This window comes from Enterobacter cloacae complex sp. IR5402 (assembly GCF_049238125.1).
Classification (GTDB): Bacteria; Pseudomonadota; Gammaproteobacteria; order Enterobacterales; family Enterobacteriaceae; genus Enterobacter; species Enterobacter hormaechei_C.
In genome coordinates, this window is the sequence record NZ_JBMKHO010000012.1 from 61092 (window position 1) to 79892 (window position 18801).

Sequence of the window (18801 nt, forward strand, 5' to 3'; positions counted from 1 at the left end):
ATCCTGCTTCTGGTGGAATATCGCTATTTCAGCAGGCGCTTTATCAACATCGGGTAAACAATTCCCGACGATTACGGGGATCGGGGGTTTCGTTGAGGAGTGGTTTAGATAAAATCAACGGTGATGATAGCCAGAACAACTATTTGGAATATTTATGAACCTGAAGGGAAAACGCAGAAAGCTGTTTCTGCTGCTGGCGGTAGTGGTGTTAGCGGGCGGATTCTGGTTATGGAAGGTACTGAACGCGCCGGTACCACAGTATCAAACGCTGATTGTTCGTCCGGGCGAGCTGCAACAAAACGTGCTGGCGACGGGGAAACTGGATGCCCTGCGTAAGGTTGACGTGGGCGCGCAGGTCAGCGGTCAGCTTAAAACCCTGTCAGTTGAGATTGGCGATAAGGTTAAAAAAGGCCAGCTGCTGGGCGTGATCGATCCTGAGCAGGCGCAAAACCAGATCCGCGAAGTGGAAGCGACGCTGATGGAGCTGCGCGCGCAGCGCGCGCAGGCTCAGGCCGAGCGTAATCTCGCTCAGGTCACCCTGACGCGCCAGCAGGCGTTGGCGAAAACGCAGGCCATCTCGAAACAGGATCTGGACACAGCCGCCACGGAACTGGCGGTGAAGCAGGCGCAGATTGGCACCATCGATGCGCAAATCAAACGGAATCAGGCCTCGCTGGATACGGCGAAAACCAACCTCGATTACACGCAAATCGTTGCGCCAATGGCCGGGGAAGTGACGCAGATAACCACCCTGCAAGGCCAGACGGTCATCGCCGCGCAGCAGGCGCCAAACATCCTGACCCTGGCGGATATGAGCACCATGCTGGTGAAAGCCCAGGTATCCGAAGCGGACGTCATTCACCTTAAGCCGGGGCAGAAAGCCTGGTTTACGGTGCTGGGCGATCCGCAAACCCGCTATGAAGGGGTGCTGAAAGATATCCTGCCGACGCCGGAGAAAGTTAACGACGCCATCTTCTACTATGCGCGTTTTGAGGTGCCAAACCCGCAGGGCGTGCTGCGTCTGGACATGACCGCCCAGGTGCATATCCAGCTGACCGGCGTGAAAAACGTGCTGACGGTTCCGCTCTCCGCGCTGGGCGAATCCGCCGGGGACAATCGCTACAAGGTGAAAGTGCTGCGCAACGGCGAAACCCGCGAGCGGGAAGTAGTGATTGGCGCGCGTAACGACACCGACGTGGTGGTGGTAAAAGGGCTGGAAGAGGGTGAAGAAGTGGTCACCAGCGAAACCCTGCCTGGAGCCGCGCAATGACGGCGCTGCTTGAGCTGAATGACATTCGTCGCAGCTATCCGTCCGGCGACGGGCCGGTGGAGGTGCTGAAGGGCATCTCCCTGCGCGTTGAAGCCGGTGAAATGGTGGCGATTGTCGGGGCGTCGGGCTCGGGTAAATCAACGCTGATGAACATTCTTGGCTGTCTGGATAAGCCCAGCAGCGGCACCTATCGCGTGGCCGGGACGGATGTTTCCACCCTGGACGGCGACGCGCTGGCGAAGCTGCGTCGCGAGCATTTTGGCTTTATCTTTCAGCGTTACCATCTGCTTTCACACCTGAGCGCGGCGCAGAATGTGGAAGTGCCGGCGGTGTATGCGGGCGTCGAGCGCAAAAAACGCCTTGAACGCGCGAAGGCGCTGTTAACGCGTCTTGGGCTGGCGGAGCGTGTTGATTATCAGCCTTCGCAGCTTTCCGGCGGTCAGCAGCAGCGCGTGAGTATTGCCCGCGCGCTGATGAACGGCGGACAGGTGATCCTCGCCGATGAGCCAACCGGTGCGCTCGACAGCCATTCCGGTGAAGAGGTGATGGCGATCCTGCATCAGCTTCGCGATCAGGGGCATACGGTGATTATCGTCACCCACGATCCACAGGTCGCGGCGCAGGCGGAACGCATCATCGAGATCCACGACGGCGAGCTGGTCAGCAACCCGCCGCCGCGTCAGTCCAGAGCGGCGGCGGCGAAAGAAGCTTTGCCTGCGTCCACCGGCTGGGGCCAGTTTTCCAGCGGTTTCCGCGAGGCGCTGAACATGGCCTGGCTGGCGATGGCGGCCAACAAAATGCGCACTCTGCTGACCATGCTCGGCATCATTATCGGTATTGCCTCGGTGGTGTCGATTGTGGTGGTGGGCGATGCGGCGAAACAGCTGGTGCTGGCGGATATTCGGGCCATCGGGACTAACACCATCGACGTTTACCCCGGCAAAGATTTTGGCGACGACGAGCCGCAGTATCAGCAGGCGCTGAAATACGACGATCTGGCGGCTATTCAGAAGCAGCCGTGGGTGAACTCCGCCACGCCTGCCGTGTCGCAAAACCTGCGTCTGCGCTACGGCAACATCGACGTGGCGGCCAGTGCTAACGGCGTCAGCGGAGATTACTTCAACGTCTACGGCATGACCTTTAGCGAAGGGGCGACCTTCAACGCGGAGCAGCTGGCGGGCAGGGCGCAGGTGGTGGTGCTGGACGCGAACTCGCGCAGACAGCTTTTCCCCAATAAAACCCGTGTAGTGGGGGAAGTGATCCTGGTGGGTAACATGCCCGCCACGGTGATTGGTGTGGCGGAAGAGAAACAGTCCATGTTTGGCAGCAGCAAGATCCTGCGCGTCTGGCTGCCATACAGCACCATTTCCGGGCGCATTATGGGGCAGTCCTGGCTTAACTCCATTACCGTGCGAGTGAAGGAGGGCTACGACAGCGCGCTGGCGGAACAGCAGCTTGAGCGGCTGTTAACCCTGCGCCACGGGAAGAAAGATTTCTTCACCTGGAACATGGACGGCCTCTTGAAAACGGCGGAAAAGACCACACGTACTCTTCAGCTGTTCCTGACGCTGGTGGCGGTGATTTCGCTGGTCGTCGGCGGGATTGGGGTGATGAACATTATGCTGGTGTCGGTGACCGAACGTACGCGGGAGATAGGCATCCGCATGGCGGTCGGGGCCAGAGCCAGCGACGTGCTCCAGCAGTTTTTGATTGAAGCGGTGCTGGTGTGTCTGGTGGGAGGCGCGATGGGGATTGCGCTTTCGATGATGATCGCCTTCGCGCTCCAGCTCTTCTTACCGGGCTGGGAAATTGGCTTCTCGCCGATGGCGATCCTGACGGCGTTTTTATGTTCCACCTTCACCGGTATTCTTTTCGGCTGGCTGCCGGCGCGAAACGCGGCGCGGCTCGATCCGGTGGATGCGCTGGCGCGGGAATAGCCCGAAAATAAAAATGCCAGCCGATCGGGCTGGCATTTTGCCTGCGGGGTGTACACAATGAATCAGAGAGCTATGCAACCGTTTCTGCTTCAACGGGCACGATAAGACTGGCGTGATTGCCTTTTGGCCCCTGGTGTGCATCGAACCGGACGGACTGCCCGGCTTTGAGCGTCCTGTAACCATCCATCTGAATGGTGGAATAGTGAGCGAAGATATCCTCGCCGCCGCCTTCGGGGCAAATGAAGCCAAACCCCTTGGCGTTGTTGAACCACTTAACAGTACCCATTTCCATGCTTCGACATCCTTCGTAAATCTTATAAATTAAGATGGAATGAACCGGTGGTGGAGTGGGGGCTGTTCAAAACCTCGCCAACTCACGCTTGTACAATTTAGAGAAACGGAAGAAGCCGTCAAGCGTTTGGCGCTGGAGTTGGGACAATAATCAACCAAATTTTGAGGCAGTTAACGCTATTGCAACAGTTTGTGACAGACATCGCGGATGACAGTAATAGATGATTGTTATCTAACATCTGAGGTAGATTCAAAGTGGTTATGCATAATGGGTAAGACCAACGATTGGCTGGATTTCGACCAGCTGGCGGAAGATAAAGTGCGCGACGCGCTAAAACCGCCATCTATGTATAAAGTTATGTTAATGAACGATGATTACACGCCGATGGAATTTGTTATTGACGTGCTACAAAAGTTCTTTTCTTATGATGTTGAACGTGCAACGCAACTGATGCTTACCGTTCATTATCGTGGCAAAGCGATCTGCGGCATCTTTACTGCCGAAGTTGCGGAAACCAAAGTAGCGATGGTGAACGACTATGCAAGGGAGAACGAGCATCCGTTGCTGTGTACGCTGGAAAAGGCCTGATAAGGCATAAAATTGGGGGAGGTGCCTATGCTCAATCAAGAACTGGAACTCAGTTTAAACATGGCTTTCGCCAGAGCGCGTGAGCACCGACATGAGTTTATGACCGTCGAGCACCTGCTGCTCGCACTGCTTAGCAACCCATCTGCCCGCGAAGCGCTGGAAGCCTGCTCCGTGGATCTGGTGGCGCTACGTCAGGAACTCGAAGCCTTCATCGAACAAACCACACCGGTGCTGCCAGCCAGTGAAGAAGAGCGCGACACGCAGCCGACGCTCAGCTTCCAGCGCGTGTTGCAGCGCGCGGTTTTCCACGTCCAGTCTTCCGGACGTAGCGAAGTGACTGGCGCCAATGTCCTGGTCGCCATCTTCAGCGAGCAGGAGTCCCAGGCGGCCTACCTGCTGCGCAAACACGAAGTCAGCCGGCTCGACGTGGTCAACTTCATCTCTCACGGAACGCGAAAAGACGAGCCTAACCAGGCATCGGATCCCAGCGGACAGATCAACAGCAATGAAGAGCAAGCAGGCGGGGAGGATCGTATGGAAAACTTCACCACCAACCTTAACCAGCTTGCTCGCGTTGGCGGTATCGACCCGCTGATTGGTCGCGACAAAGAGCTGGAGCGTGCCATCCAGGTGCTGTGCCGTCGACGCAAGAACAACCCGCTGCTGGTGGGGGAATCTGGCGTGGGTAAAACCGCGATTGCCGAGGGCCTTGCCTGGCGCATTGTGCAGGGCGACGTGCCGGAAGTGATTGCCGACTGCACCATCTACTCGCTCGACATCGGATCGCTGCTGGCGGGCACCAAATACCGTGGTGATTTTGAAAAACGCTTCAAGGCGCTGTTAAAACAGCTGGAGCAGGACACCAACAGCATCCTGTTTATCGATGAGATCCACACCATTATCGGCGCAGGTGCGGCCTCCGGTGGCCAGGTGGATGCGGCTAACCTGATCAAACCGCTACTCTCCAGCGGCAAGATCCGCGTGATGGGCTCCACGACATACCAGGAGTTCAGCAACATCTTTGAGAAGGATCGTGCGCTGGCGCGTCGTTTCCAGAAAATCGACGTTACCGAGCCGTCGGTTGACGAAACGGTGCAGATCATCAACGGCCTGAAAACCAAGTATGAAGCGCACCACGACGTGCGTTACACCGCGAAAGCGGTCCGTGCGGCGGTGGAGCTGGCGGTGAAATACATTAACGACCGTCATCTGCCGGATAAGGCGATTGACGTGATTGATGAGGCGGGTGCGCGTGCGCGCCTGATGCCAGCCAGCAAGCGTAAGAAAACCGTGAACGTGGCGGATATCGAGTCCGTGGTGGCCCGCATCGCGCGTATTCCTGAGAAGAGCGTTTCTCAGAGCGACCGTGATACGCTGCGCACGCTCGGCAATCGCCTGAAAATGCTGGTCTTTGGTCAGGATAAAGCCATTGAGGCTTTAACCGAAGCGATCAAGATGGCTCGTGCTGGCCTGGGGCATGACCACAAGCCGGTTGGTTCCTTCCTGTTCGCCGGTCCGACCGGTGTGGGTAAAACCGAGGTAACGGTTCAGCTCTCCAAAGCGCTGGGCATTGAGCTGCTGCGCTTTGATATGTCCGAGTATATGGAGCGTCATACCGTCAGCCGTTTGATTGGTGCGCCTCCGGGATACGTGGGCTTTGACCAGGGCGGCCTGCTCACTGACGCGGTGATCAAGCATCCGCACGCGGTCCTGCTGCTCGATGAAATCGAGAAAGCGCACCCGGACGTGTTCAACATCCTGTTGCAGGTGATGGACAACGGGACGCTGACCGATAACAACGGGCGCAAGGCCGATTTCCGCAACGTGGTGTTGGTGATGACCACCAACGCGGGCGTGCGGGAAACCGAGCGTAAATCCATCGGCCTGATCCACCAGGATAACAGCACCGATGCGATGGAAGAGATCAAGAAGATCTTCACGCCGGAGTTCCGTAACCGTCTGGACAACATTATCTGGTTCGATCACCTGTCTACCGAGGTGATCCATCAGGTGGTGGACAAGTTCATCGTCGAGTTGCAGGTTCAGCTGGATCAGAAAGGCGTGTCGCTGGAAGTGAGCCAGGAGGCCCGCAACTGGCTGGCTGAGAAAGGCTACGACCGTGCGATGGGTGCCCGTCCGATGGCGCGCGTGATTCAGGACAACCTGAAGAAGCCGCTGGCGAACGAGCTGCTGTTTGGCTCGCTGGTGGACGGCGGCCAGGTCACGGTAGGGCTGGATCAGGCGAAGAACGAACTGACGTACGATTTCCAGAGTGCGGCGAAGCACAAGCCGGAAGCGGCTCACTGATTTCTTACGTAGGTCTAAAAACCGGGCAAAAGCCCGGTTTTTTTATGCGTGCCAGGGTAAAAGCAAAACGACAACAGTGTTGTCGTTTTTAGTGTTTTCTCCCTTTCCCCGTGGGAGAGGGTTGGGGTGAGGGCAACAGACCGCAGAGGAATTTTGCGAGGCGCTTTCCAGATTCTTTCGAAGTCAGTTGCTGGATAAATTCACAGTAATAAAATGGCGGCGCACCTGCAAAATCAGGTGTCGGGATTGGCGTCCTGATTACACACATATGGAAAGATGTTGCTAACGCAACATCATTGGTTTCGTTCACTCTTTTTTTAGCTGCGGTATAATCCGTATCTTCTATTATGGTGGACTGAACCGGGGCTTCTTTTGAAGCGCCGATTTTCCATATGGTCGGTACGCCAAACCGGTTCAGTCTGCCACCCGAAGTTGGCGTTTCTGGTGGTAGTTTTCAGCTTTTAATATGGAAATTATGAATATGGAAAACCAGTCTATCTCCCAGCTCTATAGCGAACTCTCCCTCAACCCCGATCTCCCAACCCTTGCCGAGCGCTGCAAACTGCTCACCGAAATCCTCCTCGACTGCAAATCACTTCCGCAAACGCAGCCCGTTTGCCGTTGCCTCGGAGCCTACCTGGAAGAGGTGAAATCCGGCCTCACAGAGTCAATGCGTGATTTTCAGGTGGTTGAATTTGAGGACGACGCGGAGCAACCGCGACAAAAAGAGTGGTTGCTGGAAGATACCGAAACGAAATGCGACTACTGCCGGGCGTTAAACCATGTGCTGCTGGTATCGCATGTTGACCGCGATATGCTGCCGCACCTGACGGGACTGCTGCATGACATCACCCACGCGATGGCTGAAGATTTAATCGTACCCATGAACCCGTGCATGACTATACATCTGCCGACACAGCCACACTAAGACCATAAATAAAAAAGGCCGGGAATATCCCGACCTTTTAAATATTCATCTGCCATTACAGGCGAAAACAATTAGCGACTACGGAAGACAATGCGGCCTTTGCTCAGGTCGTACGGGGTCAGTTCAACAGTCACTTTGTCGCCCGTCAAAATGCGGATATAGTTTTTGCGCATTTTACCGGAGATGTGCGCAGTTACCACGTGACCGTTTTCCAGTTCTACGCGAAACATGGTATTAGGCAACGTATCAAGTACGGTACCCTGCATTTCAATATTGTCTTCTTTGGCCATCTAATCCTCTGGGGTATCACTACCAAGTTTTGAACCGGCAAGATAATGCCGAAATTCCTCAATTAAGTAAAGAATTGCGCGTTTAAAACGCAGCAAAACAGTCTCAGCGTATTGCCCAAGCGTCACGGTACAACCGAACGGAAAGCGCATTCGTAAAGGGGAGACGACAGGATAAACGTCAGGACGTTATCTGAAGCGAGGGTCCCAAACGGCGGCGGGGCAACAGGCAGAAGCTACTCTGCGGCATAATTATAACACCCTCATAAAAAATATGCGGAAAACATTTAGGCATTGGGCATAAAGAGCGCTCTGGGAACCCAAAAATCGCGTGGAAGGGTCTCTTTTCGGCATTGTTCAAGGTGTTCGATATAGTGTCGGCGGGAGATTTCAACGGCGCCGAGCGAGGCGGTGTGCTCATTCAGCACCTGACAATCCATCAGCCGTCCGCCACGTCGGGCAAATTCCTCGCTAAACACCAGCAGCGCGGTTTTTGACGCATTCGTGGCACGGGAGAACATCGACTCGCCGCAGAACAGCGTGCCCTGCGCCACGCCGTACATTCCGCCGACGAGGTTATCCTCTTTCCATACTTCAATAGAGTGCGCGTAGCCCAGCTCATGAAGCTGGTGGTAGGCGATAATGATATCGCGGGTTATCCAGGTGCCTTCATGACGATCTTCAGCGCAGCCTTCGATAACCTGGCCGAAGGCGTGATTGAGCGTGACGCGAAAGGGTGATTTTGCATGAAACCGCTTCATGCTGCGGCTCAGGTGAAACTGCCCAGGCCACAGCACGGCTCGCGGGTCGGGAGACCACCATAAGATCGGGTCGCCAGGCGAAAACCAAGGGAAGATGCCGCGCTGGTAAGCCATTAAGAGCCGTGCCGGGCTGAGATCGCCGCCCAGAGCCAGCAAGCCGTTAGGTTCACGCAGCGCCCCCTCCGGTGAAGGGAACGCAATATTATGGCGAGAAAGCTGCACCAGGCGCATGACAACAGAACTCCAGTACGCGAGAGAGGACGCTACAAATATAGTCTACAGGCGCTGTTTAAACTGGTAGTAGCGACCTTGTTTTGCCAGCAGCTCTGCGTGACTACCTTGCTCAATTATGTGTCCGTTGTCCATCACAATTATCTGATCGAAATTCACCAGCCCGCGCAGACGGTGCGTGACCATCAGTACGGTTTTACCTTTCATCACATTCGCCAGTAAATCAAGGATTTGACTCTCAGTCGTGGCATCCAGTCCTTCTGTCGGTTCATCCAGCAACATCAGCGGCGCATCGTGCAGCAGCGCACGCGCAATGGCCAGACGACGCAGTTCGCCGCCGGAAAGCTGTCGACCCCCTTCACCCAGCCAGCTGTTCAAGCCATCGTCTTCAAGCAGTTTGTGCAGCCCAACCTGCTCCAGCATTGCCCGCAGCGTATCGTCGGAGGCGTCTGGTGCCGCCAGAAGAAGATTATCGCGCAGCGTAGCGCTGAACAGATGCACCCGCTGGGGCACGACGCTGACCGTTTTACGCAAGGCCGCTTCGCTAAAACCAGACAGCGGAACGTCGTTAAACCGAATCTCGCCCTGCTGTGGGTCCCACGCGCGCGTGAGAAGTTGCAGAAGTGTCGATTTTCCACATCCCGTACGGCCAAGGATCGCAATGCGCTGCCCGGCATCAACAGAAAGGGTGATGTCTTCCAGCGCGTTTTGCGCCGGCTTGTCGTAGGCGAAAGTGACATTGCTGAGCGTCAGCGCGACCTGCTCCGGCACAGCGGTTTGACCCGCGCTGAACTTCACTTCCGGCTCCTGCTCGGCAATATCCGTAATGCGCAGCGCAGAGGCAATCACCTGGCCGAGATGCTGAAAGGCGCCCGTAACCGGGGCTAAGGCTTCAAAGGCTGCCAGGGCACAGAAAACAAACAGCGCAATTAGCGGGCCAGGCTGCGCGTTATCGCCCACGCCACCGGAGGCCATCCAGAGCATGGCGATTACGGCAATCCCACCAATTAACATCATCAGCGCCTGGGAGAAAGCGGTCAGTTCAGACTGGCGACGCTGGGCTTCATGCCAGTTCAGCTCCGTATTTTCCATGCGGGCGCGGTAGCGCTTGCTGGCGCCAAAAAGGGTGAGCTCGGCCTGTCCCTGCAACCAGGCGGTGAGCTGCTGGCGGTATTCCCCGCGCAGGCGCGTCAGGTTTTCCCCGGTGGTTTTACCTGCACGATAAAACAGGGGTGGCAGAATAATCAGCGTCATCAGCATGATGCCGCCGAGCGTCAGTGCGATGGGAACATCCAGGAAACTCAACCCCAGCGTGACCACGACAATCACCACAAACGCGCCCACCATGGGTGAAATGACGCGCAAATAGAGGTGATCCAGCGTATCCACATCCGCGACCACGCGGTTGAGTAATTCGCCCTGTCGAAAACGTGCCAGCCCGGCAGGGGAGAGGGGCAGCAGTTTGCTGAACGTATAAATACGCAGGTGTTGCAGCACGCGGAAGGTCGCGTCGTGGCTGACCAGACGCTCGAAGTAGCGCCCGGCAGTTCGCGTAATCGCCGTGCCGCGCACCCCGGCGGCAGGCAGCATGTAGTTAAAGCTGTACAGTCCGGCAAAGCCTGCGGCCGCAGACGCGGAGAGGAACCAGCCGGAAAGCGTAAGCAGGCCGATGCTGGCGAGCAGCGTGACGATCGCCAGCACGATCCCGAGCGTCAGCATCCATTTGTGGCGTTTATACAGTGCAAGATACGGAAGCAGGGCGCGCATCAGATATCCTCCTGACGGTTCGCCAGCAGGGTCGCAAACGGCCCCTGCGCGGCAACAAGCGCGGCGTAGTCGCCTTGCTCAACAATGTGTCCGTTTTCCATCACCCAGATCTGATCCCAGTCGGCAATACCTTCCAGCTGGTGAGTCACCATCAGGGTGGTTTGCTGGCGTGAGGCTGCGTTAAGCGCATCCATCACGCGCTGCTCGCTATGAGCGTCCAGGCTGGCGGCGGGTTCGTCCAGCAGCATTAGCGAAGAGGGGTTCAGCAGCGCACGGGCAACCGCGACGCGCTGTGCCTGGCCTACTGACAGCCCGGCAGACTGATCGCCAATGACGGTATCGATACCCTGCGCAAGCAGCGGCAGAAACTCGCTGACCCAGGCGCGGTCGAGGACCGATTGCAGCTCATCGTCACGCGCATCCGGGCGTGCCAGCAGCACATTCTCGCGAAGCGTCGGAGCTGGCAGCTGCGGGTTTTGCCCCACCCAGCTTAGCTGTTTACGCCAGGCATCAGGATCGAGCTCGCGCAGCTCCGTTTTGTTGATACGCAGCGATCCGGTGTACGCCATAAAACCTGAAAGCGCATTCAACAATGAGCTTTTACCTGAGCCGCTGGTACCCACCAGCACCACACGTTGCCCGGCAGGCAGGGTAAAGTTCAGCGGACCGGCCAGTACTTTGCCTTCAGGCGACAGAACAGAAAAATTCTGTGCTTCAATGGTCACCGGATCGTTCGTATTCAGCGTTACCTCACCACGCTCCGGATGCGCCAGCGGCGTTTCCATGAAGGTTTTCAGGCTGTCGGCAGCACCCACCGCCTGCGCTTTGGCATGGTAAAAGGTGCCGAGATCGCGAAGCGGCTGGAAAAATTCCGGGGCCAGGATCAGCGCCAGGAACCCAGCGGAAAGCGTAACCGCCGTACCGTAGTGACCAAAGTCCAGCGCGCCGAGGTAGGAGAAACCAAAGTAAACCGCCACCAGCGCAATCGACAGGGAGGTGAAAAATTCAAGTACGCCAGAAGAGAGAAAGGCCATGCGCAACACTTCCATGGTGCGCTGACGAAAATCCTGCGACGCCAGGCGAATGTTTTCGGTTTCCGCTTCACCACGACCAAAGATCCGCAGGGTTTCCATACCGCGCAGACGGTCCAGGAAATGACCGCTCAACCGACCCAGCGCCAGGAAGTTGCGGCGGTTAGCATCAGCCGCGCCCATGCCGACCATCGCCATAAACAGCGGGATCAGCGGGGCGGTCCCCAGCAGGATCAGCGCCGCCACCCAGTTAACCGGGAAGATGGCGATAACAATCATCAGAGGCACAAACACCGCCAGCGCCATCTGCGGAAGATAACGCGCGTAGTAATCGTGCATATCGTCGATTTGCTCAAGGATCAGCGTCGCCCAGCTACCGGCCGGCTTGCCCTGGATCCACGCAGGCCCGGCTTCTGAAAGCCGATCGAGCACCTTGCGGCGGATCTCATAGCGGATGTGCTGCCCGGCATGGAACCCAACCCGCTCGCGCAGCCAGACCACCCACGCACGCAGAACGAAAACCAGCGCCAGAACGATAAACGGCAACAGCAGCGCTTCGCGCGGGATGTTCTCCATGATCATATGGTTGAGAATGCGGGCCAGAAGCCATGCCTGGGCAACAATCAACAGACCGCTGATAAATCCCAGAACGCGGGAAATCATAAGCCAGCGGCGGGACAGAACGCTTTGCTGTTTCAGCCAGCGGGTTAACTCTTGTTGACGGGTTTTTTCCATTGCGTACTTTGCAGGTGACGTTATAAGAAATTAGACATCTGCATGTTACACGTGAGCAAAAATAAAGGCGACCAGTGGCCGCCTTTATTTACGTTTGTTACTGACTTGTAAAGATTATTTACCTTGTTCAGCCAGCCCGTCCAGGTAGCGTTCTGCGTCCAGCGCGGCCATACAACCGGTGCCCGCAGAGGTGATCGCCTGACGATAAATATGGTCCATCACGTCACCAGCTGCGAAGACACCCGGAACGCTGGTCTGGGTGGCGTTGCCGTGAATGCCAGACTGCACTTTAATGTAGCCGTTCTCCAGCTCCAGCTGGCCTTCAAAGATAGCCGTGTTCGGGCTGTGACCGATTGCCACAAACAGGCCTGCCACTTCCAGCGTTTCGACGTTATCGGTGTTCTGGGTATCACGGATACGCAGTCCCGCGACGCCCATCTGATCGCCAGTTACTTCTTCCAGCGTACGGTTGGTATGCAGCACAATGTTACCGCTCGCCACTTTGTCCATCAGGCGTTTGATCAGGATCTTCTCCGCCCGGAAGGTGTCGCGACGGTGGATCAGGTGTACTTCTGAGGCAATATTTGCCAGATACAGCGCTTCTTCCACAGCGGTGTTGCCGCCGCCGATCACCGCAACTTTCTGGTTGCGATAGAAGAAACCGTCGCAGGTCGCGCAGGCTGACACGCCGCGGCCTTTGAACGCTTCTTCAGACGGCAGACCGAGATAGCGGGCAGAGGCGCCGGTGGCGATGATCAGCGCATCGCAGGTGTATTCGCCGCTGTCACCCGTCAGGCGGAACGGACGGTTCTGCAAATCCACTTTATTGATGTGGTCGAACAGGATTTCGGTTTCGAATTTGGCGGCATGCTCGTGCATGCGCTCCATCAGCAGCGGCCCGGTCAGGTCGTTCGGGTCGCCCGGCCAGTTTTCCACTTCCGTGGTGGTGGTCAACTGACCGCCTTTTTCCATCCCGGTGATCAGTACCGGTTGCAGGTTAGCGCGTGCAGCATAGACCGCTGCGGTATAACCCGCAGGTCCAGATCCAAGGATTAGCAGCTTACTGTGTTTGGTCGTGCCCATGAGATCCCCATTGTTGTTGGCAGGCAATGGGCTGGATTGTAGGGAATTTGTTGCCGTAAAAAAAGAGCAGGGCAGTTTTGCTTCCGATATATGCAATAGACGCGCCCTATGGGTCAGAGGCGGTCACATCACGTCTGCTACTGAAAACAGCGCGTTTATAAGGCAATAAAATGAGGATTAATACCCCTCCGTAATGAATATCCGGCATCTTGTACTAAAAATCGATGTTTTGCTTTGACAATCCCCTGCGCTTTTGCGAAAACATTCAAGGAAGAAAAAAAGACGCACGAACTGCATGCCGCATAGACATGCACGGAAATGCCATTTTTACCGGGTCAGTGAAATCTACGCATGGTGTGGACAGACGCCATACGTGATGTCTGTGACTGCTTTCGGGCAACGGTCTTCTTACCGCAGAACCCGAATCCACATCGCGTCTAATACATAACCAGGCGATGTGATGAATAACGGGTACAGGCTCTGAACAGTGATGTGCACAGGGTCCAGGCAGGAGTAGGGAAGGAATACAGAGAGACAATAATAATGGTAGATAGCAAGAAGCGCCCTGGCAAAGATCTCGACCGTATCGATCGTAACATTCTTAATGAATTGCAAAAGGATGGGCGTATTTCCAACGTCGAGCTTTCAAAACGTGTGGGACTTTCCCCGACGCCGTGCCTTGAGCGTGTGCGTCGACTGGAAAGACAGGGTTTTATCCAGGGCTATACGGCTCTGCTGAACCCGCATTATCTGGATGCCTCACTTCTGGTATTTGTTGAGATTACTCTGAATCGTGGTGCACCGGATGTGTTTGAGCAATTTAACGCCGCTGTACAAAAACTTGAAGAAATTCAAGAGTGTCATCTGGTCTCCGGTGATTTCGACTACCTGTTGAAAACCCGTGTGCCCGATATGTCCGCCTACCGTAAGCTGCTGGGTGAAACCCTGCTGCGTCTGCCAGGCGTGAACGACACCCGTACTTATGTGGTGATGGAAGAGGTCAAACAGAGCAATCGTCTGGTTATTAAGACGCGCTAACACGGAACAGGTGCAAAATCAGTGTAGTTTGATTACACTCCTGTTAATCCATACAGCAACAGTGCCGGGGAGTCCCGGCGCTGTTGTCCGTTTTAGCACACAGGCAGGACATGCCTGATACCTGGAGAGCCTTTCTTGAGCCAGGAATACACTGAAGACAAAGAAGTCACATTATCTAAGCTAAGCAGCGGACGTCGTCTCCTTGAGGCGTTACTGATTGTTATTGCCCTTTTTGCCGTCTGGCTGATGGCTGCCTTACTCAGTTTCAACCCCTCAGATCCCAGCTGGTCGCAAACCGCATGGCATGAGCCTATCCATAATTTGGGTGGCGTTCCCGGTGCCTGGCTTGCGGACACGCTCTTCTTCATTTTCGGTGTGATGGCCTATACCCTTCCTGTCATCATTATTGGCGGATGCTGGTTTGCCTGGCGTCATCGACAGAACGACGACTACATCGATTATTTTGCCGTTTCGCTGCGCCTGATTGGCGCCCTGGCGCTGATCCTCACCTCCTGCGGACTGGCGGCGATCAATGCCGATGACATCTGGTATTTCGCCTCCGGCGGTGTGATTGGCAGCCTGTTGAGCTCCGCGCTGCAACCGATGCTTCACAGCAGCGGCGGCACGCTGGCGCTGCTCTGCATCTGGGCGGCGGGCCTGACGCTGTTTACCGGCTGGTCCTGGGTGAGCATTGCCGAAAAAATCGGCAGCTTTATTCTGACTCTGCTGACGTTTGCCAGCAATCGTACCCGTCGTGATGATACGTGGGTCGATGAAGACGAATATGAAGATGAATACGAAGAGGAAGACGAGGCACCTGTGCAGCGTCGTGAATCCCGCCGTGCCCGTATTCTGCGCGGTGCTCTGGCACGCCGCCAGCGCGTTGCTGAAAAATTCGCTAACCCGTTAGGCCGTAAAACGGATGCCGCGCTTTTCTCCGGCAAACGTATGGATGAAGACGAGCAGATTGAGTATCGCGGTGCGGCCGTCGATCCTGATGATGTGTTGTTCTCTGGTCATCGAGCTACGCCGGGTGAGTATGACGAATACGATCCGCTGTTGCATGGTCATTCCGTGACTGAACCGGTAGCCGCTGCTGCCGCCGCAACGACGGCTGCGCAGGCCCATGTTGCGCCTGTTGAAGCCGTGATGCCGTCCTCGCCTGTTCCGGCACCGGAGTCCGCGATCCAGCAACCGCAGGTGGACTGGCAGACTGCGCCAGGCGTCCATACGCCTGAACCGACCATTGCGCCGGAGCCTGAAAGCTATATTCCTGTGCAGCAGGAACAGTGTCAGCAATCGTATCAGCCGTCTGAGCCTGCCAGCGAGCCGCAACAGCCGTATCAGGCTTATACGCCCGAACCCGCTGTGCCTGAACAGCCATATGTTGCGCCGGTGTCTGAACCCGAAGTGGTGGAGGAAGCGAAGCCATCACGTCCGCCATTGTACTATTTTGAAGAAGTGGAAGAGCGCCGTGCCCGTGAGCGCGAGCAGCTTGCCGCCTGGTATCAGCCCGTGCCTGAGCCGGTGCAGGAGCCTGTTGTAAAAGCGCCTTCTGCGAGCGTTGCACCTGTAGACCCAGCGCCAGCCGTTGCGTCAGGAGCAGAAACCGTGAAGCAGGCAACGGCAGCCGCTGCCGCGTCCGCTCCGCTATTCAGCCCGGCAACCGACGGTGCGCCGCGTCCTCAGGTGAAAGAGGGCATTGGTCCACAATTGCCGCGCCCTAATCGCGTGCGCGTACCTACGCGCCGGGAGCTGGCCTCTTATGGCATTAAACTGCCTTCTCAGCGTATGGCCGAAGAGAAAGCCCGTGAATCCGACTACGAAGATGATGCCGACGAACTGCATCAGGATGAGCTGGCGCGTCAGTTTGCTGCCCAACAGACTCAACGCTACGGGAATGAGTACCAACACGATGTTCATTCTCAGCAGGATGAAGATGATGCTGCCGAAGCGGAATTAGCGCGTCAGTTTGCCGCCACGCAACAGCAACGTTATTCCGGTGAGCAGCCTTCGGGGGCAAATCCGTTCTCGCTCTCGGACTTTGAATTTTCACCGATGAAAGATCTGGTGGATGACGGTCCGAGCGAACCGCTGTTCACGCCGAGCGTGATGCCGGAAGCGGAACCGGTGCGTCAGGCGCCAGCGCCGCAGGTTAATGCGCAGCCACCACAGCCAGCGTCGCAGGCTTATGCGCAGCCGCATACACCACCGGCCCAACCGCCGCAGCCGCAGTTCCAGCAGCCAGCACCACAGCCGCAGGAAAGCCTGATTCACCCGCTGCTGATGCGTAACGGAGACAGCCGTCCGCTGCAACGACCAAGTACGCCGCTGCCGTCGCTGGATCTGTTAACGCCGCCGCCAGCGGAAGTCGAGCCGGTGGATACCTTTGCCCTTGAACAGATGGCCCGTCTGGTGGAAGCGCGTCTGGCTGACTTCCGTATTAAAGCGGACGTGGTGAACTACTCACCTGGCCCGGTGATCACCCGTTTCGAACTGAATCTGGCGCCAGGCGTAAAAGCGGCACGTATTTCTAACCTGTCCCGTGACCTGGCGCGTTCTCTGTCGACCGTGGCGGTACGCGTGGTGGAGGTGATCCCAGGTAAGCCTTACGTTGGCCTTGAGCTGCCAAACAAGAAACGCCAGACCGTTTATCTGCGTGAAGTTCTGGATAACACCAAATTCCGCGACAACCCGTCCCCGCTGACCGTGGTGCTGGGTAAAGATATCGCCGGCGATCCGGTGGTTGCCGATCTCGCGAAGATGCCGCATCTGCTGGTTGCGGGTACCACCGGCTCCGGTAAATCAGTCGGGGTGAACGCCATGATCCTCAGTATGCTCTACAAAGCGCAGCCTGAAGATGTGCGTTTCATCATGATCGACCCGAAAATGCTTGAACTGTCCGTCTACGAAGGCATTCCGCACCTGTTAACGGAAGTGGTGACCGACATGAAGGACGCCGCCAACGCATTGCGCTGGAGCGTCAATGAAATGGAGCGTCGCTACAAGCTGATGTCGGCGCTGGGCGTGCGTAACCTGGCCGGTTATAACGAGAAAATCGCCGAGGCGGCGCGTATGGGCCGTCCGATTCCGGACCCATACTGGAAGCCGGGTGACAGCATGGATGCCCAGCATCCGGTGCTGGAAAAACTGCCTTACATCGTGGTGCTGGTGGATGAATTTGCCGACCTGATGATGACCGTTGGTAAGAAAGTGGAAGAGCTGATTGCGCGTCTGGCACAGAAAGCGCGTGCGGCGGGCATCCACCTGGTACTGGCAACGCAGCGTCCGTCCGTAGACGTTATCACCGGGCTTATTAAGGCAAACATCCCGACCCGTATCGCGTTTACCGTGTCGAGTAAAATTGACTCGCGTACTATCCTTGACCAGGGCGGTGCAGAGTCGCTGCTGGGAATGGGTGATATGCTCTATTCCGGCCCGAACTCCACCTCGCCGGTGCGTGTCCACGGTGCGTTTGTTCGCGACCAGGAAGTGCATGCGGTGGTACAGGACTGGAAAGCGCGCGGGCGGCCGCAATACGTTGACGGCATCACCTCCGACAGTGAAAGCGAAGGTGGCGGCGGTGGTTTTGACGGCGGCGAAGAACTGGATCCGTTATTTGACCAGGCGGTTAATTTCGTCACCGAAAAACGTAAGGCGTCCATCTCCGGCGTCCAGCGCCAGTTCCGTATCGGCTACAACCGCGCGGCGCGTATTATCGAGCAGATGGAAGCCCAGGGTATTGTGAGCGAACAGGGGCATAACGGTAACCGAGAGGTGCTGGCACCACCGCCTTTTGATTAACCTTCAGCGATTGCAAAGAAGGGTAAATCAGCAAAAATTAAGCATATTCTTCTGTCGCCTGCCTTCAGGCAGGTCCAGAATAGAAACGGAACCCCCATATCGGGAAGACGTATTTTAAGGAATAACAATGAAAAAAATCGCCATCGCCTGTGCATTACTCTCCAGTTTTGTTGCCAGCAGCGTCTGGGCTGATGCAGCAAGCGACCTTAAAAGCCGACTGGATAAAGTGAGCAGCTTCCACGCCAGCTTCACGCAAAAAGTGACTGACGGCAGCGGCAACGCGGTGCAGGAAGGTCAGGGGGATTTGTGGGTGAAACGCCCGAATCTCTTCAACTGGCACATGACCCAGCCTGATGAAAGCGTGCTGGTGTCCGACGGGAAAACCTTGTGGTTCTACAACCCGTTTGTTGAGCAGGCGACCGCCACCTGGCTGAAAGACGCGACCAGCAATACGCCGTTTATGCTCATTGCCCGTAACCAGTCCAGCGACTGGCAGCAGTACAACATCAAACAAAACGGTGATGAGTTCGTCCTGACGCCAAAAGGCAGCAACGGTAATCTGAAGCAGTTCACGATTAACGTGAGCAGCAACGGTACCATCAATCAGTTCGGCGCGGTTGAGCAGGACGATCAGCGCAGTAGCTATCAGCTTAAGTCTCAGCAAAACGGCGCTGTAGATGCTTCGAAATTCACCTTTACCCCGCCGCAGGGCGTAACGGTGGATGACCAACGTAATAAGTAA

Annotated in this window: 14 protein-coding genes; 8 read left to right on the forward strand and 6 right to left on the reverse strand. The window is 56.3% G+C overall.

Going from position 1 to position 18801, the window contains the following annotated elements; genetic code table 11:
- Positions 1 to 154 precede the first annotated feature (154 nt).
- Together macA and macB are read left to right on the forward strand one after the other, a co-directional pair.
- Complete coding sequence (gene macA, locus ACOTXL_RS18135; protein WP_017384842.1) at positions 155 to 1270, forward strand: macrolide transporter subunit MacA; 1116 nt, start codon at positions 155 to 157, stop codon at positions 1268 to 1270.
- A complete protein-coding gene (gene macB, locus ACOTXL_RS18140) occupies positions 1267 to 3207 on the forward strand; it encodes a macrolide ABC transporter ATP-binding protein/permease MacB (protein ID WP_045350872.1) in 1941 nt (646 codons plus the stop codon). The genes macA and macB overlap by 4 nt, the downstream gene beginning before the upstream one ends.
- 70 nt (positions 3208 to 3277) lie before the next feature.
- Here the strand turns inward: macB and cspD are convergent, their stop codons facing one another.
- Positions 3278 to 3499 (reverse strand): cold shock-like protein CspD, encoded by a 222-nt coding sequence (gene cspD / locus ACOTXL_RS18145; protein ID WP_045350873.1) that lies wholly within the window; start codon positions 3497 to 3499, stop codon positions 3278 to 3280.
- A gap of 267 nt (positions 3500 to 3766) precedes the next feature.
- Here cspD and clpS point away from each other — a divergent pair, with 267 nt between their 5' ends.
- The 3 genes from clpS to ACOTXL_RS18160 all read left to right on the forward strand — a co-directional run bounded on the left by clpS (position 3767) and on the right by ACOTXL_RS18160 (position 7322).
- Positions 3767 to 4087, forward strand: coding sequence for an ATP-dependent Clp protease adapter ClpS (clpS, locus tag ACOTXL_RS18150; protein WP_006174393.1), 321 nt, complete (start codon positions 3767 to 3769; stop codon positions 4085 to 4087).
- Between the two features lie 27 nt (positions 4088 to 4114).
- Positions 4115 to 6394 (forward strand): ATP-dependent Clp protease ATP-binding subunit ClpA, encoded by a 2280-nt coding sequence (clpA, locus tag ACOTXL_RS18155; RefSeq protein ID WP_006809407.1) that lies wholly within the window; start codon positions 4115 to 4117, stop codon positions 6392 to 6394.
- A 466-nt stretch (positions 6395 to 6860) separates the two neighbouring features.
- Positions 6861 to 7322, forward strand: coding sequence for a hypothetical protein (locus ACOTXL_RS18160; protein ID WP_080338193.1), 462 nt, complete (start codon positions 6861 to 6863; stop codon positions 7320 to 7322).
- 71 nt (positions 7323 to 7393) lie between these two features.
- Here the strand turns inward: ACOTXL_RS18160 and infA are convergent, their stop codons facing one another.
- From infA to trxB, 5 genes are all read right to left on the reverse strand, one after another.
- The gene (infA, locus tag ACOTXL_RS18165; RefSeq protein WP_002211347.1) at positions 7394 to 7612 is read right to left on the reverse strand and encodes a translation initiation factor IF-1; all 219 of its coding nucleotides are present in this window, start codon (positions 7610 to 7612) and stop codon (positions 7394 to 7396) included.
- A 284-nt stretch (positions 7613 to 7896) separates the two neighbouring features.
- Positions 7897 to 8601 (reverse strand): leucyl/phenylalanyl-tRNA--protein transferase, encoded by a 705-nt coding sequence (gene aat / locus ACOTXL_RS18170; protein WP_032608953.1) that lies wholly within the window; start codon positions 8599 to 8601, stop codon positions 7897 to 7899.
- A gap of 45 nt (positions 8602 to 8646) precedes the next feature.
- Positions 8647 to 10368, reverse strand: coding sequence for a heme ABC transporter ATP-binding protein/permease CydC (gene cydC, locus ACOTXL_RS18175; RefSeq protein WP_023315743.1), 1722 nt, complete (start codon positions 10366 to 10368; stop codon positions 8647 to 8649).
- Positions 10368 to 12134, reverse strand: a complete 1767-nt coding sequence (gene cydD, locus ACOTXL_RS18180) for a heme ABC transporter permease/ATP-binding protein CydD (protein ID WP_045347134.1) — start codon at positions 12132 to 12134, stop codon at positions 10368 to 10370. Before cydD ends, cydC begins: the two co-directional genes overlap by 1 nt.
- Before the next feature lie 114 nt (positions 12135 to 12248).
- Positions 12249 to 13217, reverse strand: coding sequence for a thioredoxin-disulfide reductase (gene trxB / locus ACOTXL_RS18185; protein ID WP_003858303.1), 969 nt, complete (start codon positions 13215 to 13217; stop codon positions 12249 to 12251).
- Positions 13218 to 13760: 543 nt separating this feature from the next.
- Between trxB and lrp the strand changes: the two genes are divergently transcribed.
- The 3 genes from lrp (at position 13761) to lolA (ending at position 18801) form a co-directional block, all read left to right on the forward strand.
- Positions 13761 to 14255: a leucine-responsive transcriptional regulator Lrp gene (lrp, locus tag ACOTXL_RS18190; RefSeq protein ID WP_000228469.1), complete on the forward strand. Its 495-nt coding sequence runs from the start codon at positions 13761 to 13763 to the stop codon at positions 14253 to 14255.
- Between the two features lie 135 nt (positions 14256 to 14390).
- Positions 14391 to 18059: a DNA translocase FtsK 4TM domain-containing protein gene (locus ACOTXL_RS18195; RefSeq protein WP_045350874.1), complete on the forward strand. Its 3669-nt coding sequence runs from the start codon at positions 14391 to 14393 to the stop codon at positions 18057 to 18059.
- Between the two features lie 127 nt (positions 18060 to 18186).
- Positions 18187 to 18801 (forward strand): outer membrane lipoprotein chaperone LolA, encoded by a 615-nt coding sequence (gene lolA, locus ACOTXL_RS18200; protein WP_003858270.1) that lies wholly within the window; start codon positions 18187 to 18189, stop codon positions 18799 to 18801.